The organism is Chitinophaga sp. (genome assembly GCF_039596135.1).
Lineage (GTDB): Bacteria > Bacteroidota > Bacteroidia > Chitinophagales > Chitinophagaceae > Chitinophaga.
The window spans coordinates 127,574-139,567 of the sequence record NZ_JBCNKH010000005.1; the positions used below are offsets into that span (position 1 = coordinate 127,574).

At 47.3% G+C, this 11,994-nt stretch carries 12 protein-coding genes; 6 read left to right on the forward strand and 6 right to left on the reverse strand.

What is annotated here, in order from left to right; translation table 11 throughout:
* Positions 1-261: 261 nt before the first annotated feature.
* Positions 262-1,380, reverse strand: a complete 1,119-nt coding sequence (locus ABDW16_RS05860) for a branched-chain amino acid aminotransferase (protein ID WP_343668350.1) — start codon at positions 1,378-1,380, stop codon at positions 262-264.
* A gap of 170 nt (positions 1,381-1,550) precedes the next feature.
* Between ABDW16_RS05860 and ABDW16_RS05865 the strand changes: the two genes are divergently transcribed.
* From ABDW16_RS05865 to ABDW16_RS05890, 6 genes are all read left to right on the forward strand, one after another.
* Positions 1,551-2,048 (forward strand): hypothetical protein, encoded by a 498-nt coding sequence (locus ABDW16_RS05865; protein ID WP_343668351.1) that lies wholly within the window; start codon positions 1,551-1,553, stop codon positions 2,046-2,048.
* Between the two features lie 61 nt (positions 2,049-2,109).
* On the forward strand, positions 2,110-2,685 hold the full coding sequence (rdgB, locus tag ABDW16_RS05870; RefSeq protein ID WP_343668352.1) for an RdgB/HAM1 family non-canonical purine NTP pyrophosphatase: 576 nt from the start codon (positions 2,110-2,112) through the stop codon (positions 2,683-2,685).
* Positions 2,686-2,697: 12 nt separating this feature from the next.
* A complete protein-coding gene (locus ABDW16_RS05875; RefSeq protein WP_343668354.1) occupies positions 2,698-3,138 on the forward strand; it encodes a thioesterase family protein in 441 nt (146 codons plus the stop codon).
* 9 nt (positions 3,139-3,147) lie between these two features.
* The gene (locus ABDW16_RS05880) at positions 3,148-3,729 is read left to right on the forward strand and encodes a nitroreductase (protein WP_343668355.1); all 582 of its coding nucleotides are present in this window, start codon (positions 3,148-3,150) and stop codon (positions 3,727-3,729) included.
* A 79-nt stretch (positions 3,730-3,808) separates the two neighbouring features.
* Positions 3,809-6,283, forward strand: a complete 2,475-nt coding sequence (locus ABDW16_RS05885) for a mechanosensitive ion channel domain-containing protein (protein ID WP_343668356.1) — start codon at positions 3,809-3,811, stop codon at positions 6,281-6,283.
* Between the two features lie 158 nt (positions 6,284-6,441).
* Complete coding sequence (locus ABDW16_RS05890) at positions 6,442-6,603, forward strand: phosphatidate cytidylyltransferase (protein ID WP_343668359.1); 162 nt, start codon at positions 6,442-6,444, stop codon at positions 6,601-6,603.
* On the opposite strand, the gene ABDW16_RS05895 is transcribed toward ABDW16_RS05890, so the two are convergent.
* The 5 genes from ABDW16_RS05895 to ABDW16_RS05915 all read right to left on the reverse strand — a co-directional run bounded on the left by ABDW16_RS05895 (position 6,572) and on the right by ABDW16_RS05915 (position 11,994).
* On the reverse strand, positions 6,572-6,880 hold the full coding sequence (locus ABDW16_RS05895; RefSeq protein WP_343668361.1) for a GIY-YIG nuclease family protein: 309 nt from the start codon (positions 6,878-6,880) through the stop codon (positions 6,572-6,574). The genes ABDW16_RS05890 and ABDW16_RS05895 overlap by 32 nt on opposite strands.
* A gap of 89 nt (positions 6,881-6,969) precedes the next feature.
* Positions 6,970-8,034: a glycoside hydrolase family 76 protein gene (locus ABDW16_RS05900; protein ID WP_343668363.1), complete on the reverse strand. Its 1,065-nt coding sequence runs from the start codon at positions 8,032-8,034 to the stop codon at positions 6,970-6,972.
* A gap of 44 nt (positions 8,035-8,078) precedes the next feature.
* Positions 8,079-9,212: a glycoside hydrolase family 76 protein gene (locus tag ABDW16_RS05905; protein WP_343668364.1), complete on the reverse strand. Its 1,134-nt coding sequence runs from the start codon at positions 9,210-9,212 to the stop codon at positions 8,079-8,081.
* Positions 9,213-9,223: 11 nt separating this feature from the next.
* The gene (locus ABDW16_RS05910; protein WP_343668365.1) at positions 9,224-10,357 is read right to left on the reverse strand and encodes a SusE domain-containing protein; all 1,134 of its coding nucleotides are present in this window, start codon (positions 10,355-10,357) and stop codon (positions 9,224-9,226) included.
* A 32-nt stretch (positions 10,358-10,389) separates the two neighbouring features.
* Complete coding sequence (locus ABDW16_RS05915; RefSeq protein WP_343668367.1) at positions 10,390-11,994, reverse strand: RagB/SusD family nutrient uptake outer membrane protein; 1,605 nt, start codon at positions 11,992-11,994, stop codon at positions 10,390-10,392.

Below are 11,994 nucleotides of genomic sequence, written 5' to 3' on the forward strand. Positions count from 1 at the left end.
CCCGTCTGTTTGCCGCCTATAAGCCATAGATATCCCGTATCTCTATAGATACGGGATATCTACGGCTTACATACGGCTTATATACGGGATATCTACGGGTTACCTCCCTGTTTATGCACAGGAAATACCGAAGTTTCCCTACCGGATGAGCGTTACAGCCGACATATAATAAAAAAGCCGTCTTTTGTAAAAGACGGCTCTATATAAAAGAGAAAGACCACCTACTCGCGCAGATGGCCTTCCAATTCAACACAACTAAGACTATTTTGAGTAAGTTCCTACTTTGTAGTTCCAGTGACGGGTATCTTCCGCTTTACCCGTACGGATGGCATCCAGCCTTTTCAGCAACTCATCCCCTACCTCATACCTGGTAGGATCCAGCCGGATCTGGTGCTCTTTGTAATCCAGCTCCTGTACATATGCTACGCTGGCAGCTGTACCTGTGCCAAATACTTCGCGGAGAGTTCCCGCTTCATTTGCTTTTACCAGCTCCTCGATTGATACTGGCCGCTCCTCTACTGTCAGCCCCATATCCTGCAGTACAGACATCACAGCAGCGCGGGTTACACCAGCCAGAATCGTGCCCTGATTCAAATCCGGCGTTATGGCAGTGTTACCAATTATAGCAAACACATTCATCGTACCGCATTCCTGTAAGTATTTGAATTCCAACCCATCTACCCACAGTATCTGATCGTACCCCTGCTTGCGGGCCTGCATAGTCGGATACATCACCCCGCCATAATTACCTGCTGCTTTGGCAGCCCCTACACCACCCGGAAATGCACGAATATACTTGTCCTGTACCAGCAACTTAATCGGTTTGTTAAAATACGGACCAGACGGTGAGTTAATAATAACAAATTTATACGTATCTGAAGGTCTTACGCCAATAAATTCATCGGCGGCAATCATAAAAGGACGCAAATACAGGGAACAACCATCATTGGTAGGTACCCAATTTCTGTCCAGATCAATCAAAAGCTCCATTCCACCAATGAAAAGCCACTCCGGCACTTCAGGCATTCCCATGCGCTCTGCCGAACTGTTAAAGCGCGCATAATTATCGTATGGACGGAAAATCATCGGGTTGCCCTCCTGGTCTTTGTAGGCTTTGATGCCTTCAAAAATAGCCTGCCCATAATGCCATGCGGCATTGGAAGGACTCACAGACAAGGGGCCGAAAGGCAGGATCTCTGCATTTTTCCACTCTTTTCCATCAAATTCTGCCACCAACATATGGTCGGCATATTGCTTCCCGAAGATAAGGTTATTGAAGTCTATTTCCCCAATCCTTGAGCTTTTTGTACGGGTTACCTTTATTTTTTTTAAGGCTTCTTCCCCGACCTTGTTGCTTATTTGTTTATCTACTCCCATCATAATAAAGTGCTGTTAATTTGTTTTGGATGTATGAAAGGAAGGCGAACCCTGCTGGCAGAAATCGCGCATCTGAAAATGAATACTCTTAAATTTGCGCTCGTTGTCAGATGCAAATAAAGCAAATTTTTCCCCAAAAGGGGGGCATTACATTCAACTTAAACTATATACGCATGTCTTTTGATCAAGTACAACTGGACCCGTACTTCCTGGCCAGAATCTACACCCAGCCTATCATACCCGGGGAAAAAGCGCCCGTTGCCACTGCGCCTGCTGCCATTCCGGACGTGAAATTTTTAGGTGAAAATCAAAAAAACATTGCGCTGTTCATACAAAATGAGGGAGAAGCATACTTAAATGAAGAATTATTCAACCTCCTCACCAATATCTTAAATGCCTGTAAACTGGGTATGCAGGATATAGCGCTGGTAAATATAGCCCATTATCCTGCCATGGCCTTTACATCCTGGCAATCGGCCGTTAAAATGAAACAGGCTGTGCTTTTTGGTATTCCTCCTGCCACCATGGGACTGGAAGATTTTCCTTTTTACCAGGTGATTACCGCCAATGGGTGTCAGCTACTCAGCTCTGATGATTTGTATCCTATTTCACAGGATAAGATGATGAAAGGGAAATTGTGGGGCGGGCTGAAACAATTATTAGGCATCTAATCAATTCTGTAGCACCTGCCTTAGGCCAGCCAAAACCCGTTGAAACATGTAACTTGCGCCCATGAAACTAGTATTCGCTACCAACAACGACAATAAAATAAAGGAGATCCGTTCCTTGCTGGGCAACGGATTCGAGATCGTCACCCTCCAGGAAGCCGGCATCGACATCGATATCCCGGAACCACACGATACCCTGGAAGAGAACGCCCGGGAAAAATCTGTAACTATTCACAACATGACCCACCAGAACTGCTTCTCTGAAGATACAGGGCTGGAAATACTGGCACTGAACGGTGCTCCGGGTGTACTTTCCGCCCGCTATGCAGGCGAGCAGAAATCTGCCGACGACAATATTGTTAAAGTACTGCACGAAATGGCCGGCAAAACCGATCGCAAAGCCAATTTCAGAACCGTAATCTCCCTCATTCTCGATAACAAAGAATACCAGTTCGAAGGTATCTGCCCCGGCACCATCCTTACCGAACGCAAAGGCGGAAAAGGCTTCGGCTACGATCCCATCTTTGTACCCGATGGGGCCGATATCACCTTTGCCGAAATGGACCTGGCTGGCAAAAACCAATACAGCCACAGGGCTAAAGCATTCCAGAAACTGATTGCCTTTCTCAAGGCTCACTGATAATATACATAAATGGCCAGAGTAAAAATTGAGCTTCCCGAACAAATGGATTTTCACACCCAACTCCCTGTAAGGATTGGGGATATCAACTATGGCGGTCACGTAGGTAACGATGCCATTCTCTCTATCATTCACGAAGCCCGTCTTCGCTTCCTCGCCCATTTTGGGTATAGTGAACTGGACAAAGATGGTCAGGCTGGCCTTATTATGGCCGATGCCGCCCTCGTATACAAAGGCGAAGGCTTTCACGGCGATATCTTTGACATCGCCGTAGGCGCCGATGAGTTCACTCCTTTTGGCTTTGATCTTTATTACCGTATTACCACCATCCGGGGCGACAAAACCGTCCTGATCGCAGAGGCCAAATCCGGTATGATTTACTTTGATTACCAAACCAGGAAAGTAGCCCGTCTGCCCGAAGCGTGGAAACAGACTCTTTCACCCGTTAAATAAATATCGCGCATGGACTTTGACCAATTGAAGAGCATTATCACCACCCGCCGGAATATAAAGCCCTTTGCCATGAATGGCAAACGCATTCCGGACGAACAAATTCAGGCCCTCCTCGAACTGGCTGACTGGGCCCCTACTCATGGCTATACTGAGCCATGGTACTTTCCGGTATTTAGCGGCGACGCCGTAAAACGCTTTTGTGCAGCACACGCTGAGATGTACAAAGCCAATACTGCCCCTGATAAATTTATCCCGGGCAACTACGAAAAACTGAAAACACAGGGCGACCTGGCTTCTCATGTGATCGTGCTCTGTATGAAGCGCGGCAACAAACCAGGTATTCCTGAAATTGAAGAGATTGCTGCAGTGGCCTGTGCCACACAGAACCTCTGGCTGGGCGCTACTGCCCTGGGACTGGCTGGTTACTGGGGGTCCGGTGGTATGACCTTCTCTCCTGCCATGAAAGATTACCTTTCACTGGGCGAGGATGATAAGGTACTTGGCATCTTTTACCTGGGTTATTCTGACGACCCCATGCCTGAAGGCAGACGCTTAAAGCCAATGTCTGAAAAAGTGAAGTGGGAAAAATAAAAATCCGGTATTTTTATTGATATGGCTTTGGGTGATTATAACTCACTCAGAGCCATATTCTTTTTTAATCTGCTAATACATGAAGGTCAGGTTAATCTTACCCCTGTTATTATTGTGTCATGTGGTTTTGCTACACGCACAGACCCCTGCTACTAAACCCCTGGATAGCGCAACCCTCAGCAAAATCATTTCACAACAGGTGAAAGACAGCGCCTCGGGGAAATCCAAATTACACCTTTCCGACACCTCTGTAGCTGTGCTGATAACCCGGCTGGAGAGCTATACCCTCATGCTCAATGAGGTGATGAGCATACTAAAACGGGGAATGGACACCACTGAAATCAGTGAACGGCTTCCCCTGATTGACTCTTCGCTGAATGTAGTGAAACGGGACATTACAGCACTTGGGAGTACCCCGAATGTGATGGACCTATACACGAACCGGGTCCTGCTCGTACAACTGGAATGGCGGCTGGATGCCTGGCAGGACCAGTTATTCAAATACTATGATAAGCTAGTCAACATCACGGATACCCTGCAGCAATTACGCAAAGATACCACCATGCGGGATATACCTGCAGAAGATGAACTGCGGGATATTTATGTGGGGCAAATGGCTACACTGATTACCAAATGGAGACAGGTGGACAGTGCGAATAAACGCAACCTTTTATTCCTTGGATTATTACAGAATAAAGTAGCAAAACGATACCTGGAATCCACGAACCTGCTGGAGGATATGGACTTTCAGTTATCGAAATATAGTGTGCGGATGTTCGCAAAAGACTTCAGTTATCTATGGGAACCGCCGCTACCGGGCAAGAAGGGCCCGACTTTTCCACATGTATTACAGCGATCGGTCGCAAAAAACATGCATGTGCTGCAGATCTTCTTTATGATCAGGAGACCGATGATCATCTTCTGGCTACTGGCAGCAGTAGGGTTTGCATGGTGGGTGATTTCAAATATAAGGCGAATCAGGAGAGATCATCCTGGTCAGGAATCGGAGACCATCCTGCAGCAAATCAGGTATGTAATTGTACATCCCATTGCGGGTACCTTGTTGTTGATAGCCACACTGTCTGCTATGCTGAATATTCAGTACCCGATATTATTTACGGAAATCACATGGGGTATAGCCGTGATTTGCACCTCTGTAATCATAAAGAAATATCTGCCCGGGCACTTATTCAGAAGATGGGTCCTGCTCGTAGGCCTGTTAGGGTTATACTGTGTGAACAACCTGTTGATCCAGGCCACGTTTACCGAGCAATGGGGCATCTTTACAGGTGCGATATTAGGTGTGATCCTGGGCTATTACCTGTTGCATAGTATTAAACAGACCAAGCTGCCATTGCCGAAATATGCGAAACATGCGGTGTGGGTTTTTATAATGATGAGTGGGTTGTCATTGTTCCTGGTGACCATTGCGCGTGTTACAGCAGCGAAGATCTTTGGCGCGGCAGGTGTGGTGAGTATCACTATGTCACTGGCGATCGTGCTCACTGTAGAGATCCTGATGGAGGCCATTTACCTGCACGTGGAGGCGAATAAGCATTCCAGTACGTTTGTATCTTTCCTCGATTATCAGCATATCAAGGCAAGGTTGAAATCGATCCTGTATGTGATAGCGACCCTGGGTTACCTGGTGCTGATAGCAAGGAACCTGTATGTGTACGACGCCCTGTATGAAATAGTTGCGGATATGCTGGTAGCGGAGAGAAAGATCGGCAGTTTTGCTTTTACTTTTGGAGGGGTGATTGTTTTCCTGTTGATCATCTGGGTGTCTTCGGTCCTGAGCCAGTTATTAACTTTCCTATTGGGATATACAGGGAACAATGTACCGGCCCGCAAAGGCTGGGGTTCTTATATGTTGTTACTGAGGCTGGCGGTTTTAGGAGCGGGTGTATTGCTGGCATTTGCTGCTTCGGGGATACCGTTAGATAAGCTGGCGATTGTCGTGGGGGCGTTGGGTGTAGGTATCGGGTTTGGGCTGCAGAATATTGTGAATAACCTGGTATCGGGGATTATACTGGCTTTTGAAAAACCGATTGAGGTGGGCGATACTATTGAGCTGGGCAACCGTACGGGTGTGGTAAAAGAGATTGGTATCAGATCCAGCAGGATTTCGGCGGGAGATGGATCGGAGGTGATTGTGCCCAATGGAGAATTGATTGCACAGCAGCTGGTGAACTGGACATTGAGTAGCCGGTCGCGTAGAGTAGACATCAGTGTAGGCGTAACGTATGGTGCGGACATTAACAAGGTAATACAGGTGATGAAGCAATGCCTGCAACAGTATGAAGGGGTGATGACGGCGCCGGAGCCAACGGTGTTGCTGAGTAATTTCAGAGATGGGGCAATGGACTTCCAGGCATTCTTCTGGATTAATGATTTAGGACAGGCGGGGAGTATGAAGAGTGGCGTACTAACGGCGATCTATGCTTCCCTGCAGAAAGCGGGGATTACGATTGCGCACCCAACGCCGCAGCAGGTACAGATCAATATGGATCCGATGTTCTGGCAGCAGCGGCCCAATCCATCAAAGCCTTAGTTTCTGAAAGTGCTTTCGCACTTTCAGAAACACAATGATACCCTAAGAGTGGAAAACCTGCCACGGGAACGCTGATAAGTACCCCTTAAATGTCTTCACTATAAAGCAAGGTTGCATCTGGCACACTGTATGATATACCAGTTGATAAAGCTAAGATTATGAAAAACTTACAACTTGCGTTACTGGGTTTTGCCATCATACTGTTAAGCAGCTGCGAAGTAGTAGGCGGTATTTTTAAAGCAGGCGTATGGACAGGGATCATTGGTGTAGCGGTTGTGGTGTTCCTGATCATATTTCTGATAGGCCGTGGACGGAAGTAACAGATCCACTGATATATCCGTTTGCATAAAACTCCTCCTTGATGCGGGACCATATCCATGCGCGACCTTTGCCGGATTTGAGCAGCCATTCATGTTTCATTGCAGAGATCTTATCGTCGAAGTTTTGCAGGTAGATGACCTCCCATGGCCTGTACTGCAGGGTGCCTTTCTGGCGCCCATGCACATTGTGAAAGTGAAATCTTTTTACAAGATCAGTCGTGTGTCCGGTATAGATTTTCTGGTACCTCCGGGAAAAAAGGATATAAACGGTATACATATTAATGGTTATGCCATGAAACACAAAAGGTTACCCTGATTCAGAGGTAACCTTTTGTATTTCTGTATTTCATAGAACAACAAAGATACTTATTTTATCCGGGCAAGGCGGGCATAAATTTCCATCATCCCTGTTTGTCCTAATAAATCTTTGTCCGTCTTACGGCCTACCAATCCTCTTTCATCGCTTTCGGTGGCCCATACTTTGTCGGCATCTTCCTGCATTGCATTGATATACTGTCGGTTACCATCCACAGCATACAGTGCTTCGTACCCTCTGAGCAGAACAGCATTGAACCAATAGGAATATGGAAATCTGCCCTGCCGGAAAAAGTGAGCATAACTGCCGGCTGCTATGTGTTGTGCAGCTTCCAGGTAATGCTTATCCTTAGTAATATGATATAGTTTTACATTGGCTTCCAGCATCGTACCCGCATTGTAGGTATAGGTAGCGGAGTCGATTTTCAACGATGGCACATGGATCATGTCGTAATAAAAGCCTTCAGGCGCCTGCAGGTATTTGTTGACCCAATTGTACAACAGCAGGGCTGTGTCGAGATAGCTTTTCTGGTGGGTAGCCTGGTATAACTGTAAGGCTACCAATACACCAGGGCCATTGGAGCAGGTGTTTTTACCACCCTTATCACCCTCTTTCCAGTATAAACCACCGCCGGATATAGTATCAAAGCCCGTCATCATAAATTTATAAATTTCCGTGGCTTTTTCAAGGTACCATTTTTTCTTTGTGCGGTGGTAGGCATCCAGGTAAGCGATGGCAATCCACTGATTGTCGTCATAGAACCTGTCTCCGCCCTTTTCTTTCACAACATAGGAGTCGTATCCCGGTGCCGGGGCCTTCCTGTCGTAATAAGCATTGATAGCCGTAATAACGGTGGGCATGTAGCTCCTGCCCGGGTGAATGGCTTCCATTTCGTTGGCAGCCTGGATGAGGCCACAGAGCGGCCAGAGATAGGAATGCGGGTTTTCTCTTTTCTCCTTGTTGGTGGTTTCGTAATAGAGTTTGTTTGGCGCGTCATACAGATTTTTAGTAACTGCTGACCAGAGTGTATCTGCGTGTTTTTGGTTGGCAGATGACTGCGCGAAAATGCTGCTATGCAGGCATAGCAGCATCATGAGACCTGAGTATTTAAGCATGCTTGTGGATTTTTATATCTCCGGCTAAGGCCGGAGATATAAAATTAGTCAATCAATTCCAGTTCTTTTAGCCTGGCGACAGCTTCTATCAACATAGATCCGCTGAGCTGGGTAGTCAGATCTGTGGTGGTAGCTGTGCTGGTCCAGTTCGTATTAAAGATCACCTGTGGACGGGTAGTACCCTGCAGCCACATGGTTTGTGCATTCAGTAATAAGGAATTGGCAAATTTTGCCTGGTCAGTGCTGGAGATGCTGCCATCTGTAATGAGCAACATCAGGTAACGTACTAATACTCCTTTAAAGAGGCCACCATCTCCTCCACCTTCATCTTTGAAAATGTTATTGTTGGTGAACTCACTACCCAGGGAATTATTTGCCGTTCTCAATGCATCAGACAGGTATGTGTTATCGCCGGTTAGTTTGTACAACTCTACTGCTGCACCGATAAACACACCCTGGTTGTAGGTAAATTTCCAGGCTTTGTTTGTACCACTGGCATCCAGCCCATCCCAAACCAGGCCGGTAGTAGGATCTACAAGATGATCCTTTTGCCACTGGTAGATCTTTTTGGCCCAGGCCAGGTCATCACCTTTATGATCCAGCTGGTAAAAGCGGGAAGCGATGATACTGGCGGGCGCATTGGCGGGCGTATTCTTATTTTGACGGTCCTTGTTCCAGTAAATACCACCGCCAAAAGTATCATCCCATCCACCTTTGATATCTGCCCACAGGGTGGTAGCGGCTGTTTTGTAGCGCGCATCACTGGTGGCTTCATATGCACGCAGGCAGGCCAGTGTCATCCATTCCATATCATCATAGAAGTGATTGATGATGGTATTGCCGTTCTTTACCTGTACACCATCCAGCAACTTATCCATACGGGCCTTGATGACAGCATCTCCTGTACGCAGGTACGCATCTACCAGTACATCCAGTGCATGAGCATTGGGCCAGTAGTTGAAGGTCTGATCACTACTATTGTTCTTGTTAAAGTAATTACCACTCTGATTGTACCAGCCGCTGATCAGTGACTTCTCTGTAGAATCAGCGATAGCAGGCCAGTTATACACATAGCTCACAGCACCTGCCCCGGGGCCGGGACCATCGTCCACAGGCTCTTTCAGGCAGGAAGTAAACCCTGTGATGAGTAAGGTGCCAACAATTATCAATTTGCGCATAATTCAATAATTTATTTAATGATCACTTCATGCGTATACGTCTTGTCAGGAGAGAAGTATACATTCACATCACAGTTTTTAGTATCTACATCACCGTTAAATTTGAAACAGTAGTTGTACTGATCGCTATTGGTGATCAGGTGCAGCTCCCAGAAGGACAGCGGTGTGGCAGCTGTAGGACGGCTGTTGTCTGCGTTGGAAGAACCCCACCATTCGTAACCGGTGGTACCATCTGCAGCAGTTACACCCAGGCGGAATTTGTAACGTTCGTCACGCCCCCATGATTCCTGGTGGAAGGTGATCGGCTGATTTTTGAAGGACCATACACCATTGCTCACATAATCCAGTGTATACATAATTTTGTTTTCAGGAGCGAACCACAGGCCGAGAGAGGTAATTTCTGTCACGGTAGCAGCAGCGTTGTTGAAGTCTAGTTGCAGGCGATATACTTTTGTGCCGCCTGCCTGTGTGCTTTCGCCATTTTGTTTTACCGCACCACCATCAATATAGAAGGTAGCAGGTGTACCGGTATTTCTGTCTGTGAAATGGTAGGTACCATTTTTCAGGGAAGTATAGATTTCAAATACGCCGGCTGATGTAGACTTCATTTTCAATGCAGCCGCCAGGTTATCACCACCCTCAGTAGCAGCACCGGTAAGGAATACATCTACCGGAATTTCTGCAAAGCCGTTTGGCCTTTCTACTTCGATGGTACGGGTTTCAGCAGCTTTCAGGATGTTGTACCCTTTTGCGGAGTTGACTGTCCATTTCAGTTTGCCCACAGCGAGAGAAGCGATACCAGCTTTGGCAGCAATGGTGTTCAGGTCTTTGTGAGACAGGGTCAGTTTGTTATTTACCCCACCCCCATCGGAAGCGATGGTAGCCAGTGGTGCAGAGAAGTCACCATCTTCCTTGTCGAACACTACCTCGTACAGCACCAGTGAGCCATCTTCGGCGCGTGCCTGTTCCCATTCGAAGGATACAGCTGCACTGGTGGTAGGTTGCAGTTTGATATACTTATCGTCTACCGGCGCGCTCAGTGCAGGTACCGGCTTCATGTTCGTATTGAGTTTATAGTCGTCCTTTTTACAGCTCACAGCCAGCAGGGACATGATGGCTAATATATGCAGGAAGTATGTTTTCATGTGTTGCAGCATTTTTAAAATAAGTGGAAATTCTACCAACCCTGGTTTTGTCCGAGGTTGCTGTTTTGGTCGCGTTCAAATGTAGGCACCGGCCAGAGGTAATGCTTTGGATTGTTGAAAAGCCTGTTTTCCACAATGATGTATCCATTTGCATCTTTATTGAAAGCACCGCCGGATACCTTGATCCCTCTTACTGGTCTGGCCAGTACCTGGTCAGCTATTTTCCAGCGACGGATATCGAATGGGCGGATACCTTCGAACGCCAGTTCTGCACGTCTTTCGCGGCGTACGACGGTTCTGAGCTGATCGGTAGTGGCCGAAGGATATTCAGTGGCACCTGCATCAGTAAAACCGGCACGTACACGCAATGCACGCACAGTAGTATTCCATACGTTCGCATCCAGTTGTCCCAGTTCATTCTTTGCTTCTGCATACATCAGCAATACCTCTGCATAGCGGATCATGATCAGGTTCAGGCTGGAATTGTAGTTGCTGGCGGTTGGATCGTAATATTTGTAAAAGTAATAGCCGGTGGGAGAAGCCCCCTGGTCATCCACACTATTGGTAGCAGGATTAGAACCGGGCTGTGTGAGAATCGTTTGTACTGTACCGTTAAAGTCTGTGATCGTAGAACCATCATGCAGGATGGTCGCTTCAAAGCGGGGATCCCTGTTGGTGTAGGGATTACTTTCGTTGTAGCCGGAACCCGTTTCAGCAATACCTTTACCATTCAGCATGATATAATCGTCTACCAGGTCTTGTGTAGGCACCAGCACACTTCTCAGCAATGCCACTGTCTGCGGCAGGAAGCTACGTTGGGTAGCGAAGGTACGGCCGCCTCCATATTGCAGGTCGAGGATCACCTCGCTGTTATATTCATTGTTGATGCTAAAGATGTTTTTATAGCTGGATTGAAGGCTATAGGTACCATTATCAGTTTTGCCGATGAGTTGTTCACAATCATCCACCACGGCCTGCCACTCTCCTTTGTACAGGTGTACCCGGGCACTGAAAGCGATGGCAGCACCACGGGTAATGCGGCCCCTGTCCTGAGCAGCATAAGCTGTATTCACAGGCAGGTCTCCACGAATGGCTGCCAGCTCTGACTGCACAAAGCTGAGGACATCCGCCTTTGGTGTACGGGCGATAGTCTTTGCTTCGCTGATGGTGATGAGGTTGGTATAGAAGGGCACATCTCCATACCAGTCTGCCAGCTGGAAATAAGAGTAGGCACGAATAAAACGGGCTTCGGCCAGGATTCTTTTCTTCAGGGTAGAATCCATGCCCGGCACCTTGTCTATATTCAATACGACGGTGTTACACTTGCGAATACAGGTGTAGCGGTATGACCATTCGTTCGTCACTCTTGCATTGGATGGATCGTAAGCCCCATCTGCAATAGCGGTAACGTTGTCAAAGCCAATACCGTTTACATAAGCATTGTCGCTCAGTGCTTCGTTGCCGAAAAAGTAGCCATCGTTCGACATGTTTTCGTAACAACTGTTCACTGCTGCGAGGGCATCGTCTGCATCCCGCCAGTAGGCTTCCTCAGTATATTCGCGTGTGATAGGCTGATCCAGCTTGCGGCAGGAATACAGCGTAGTCGCACTTATGAGTATTATCAGTAGTCTCTTCAT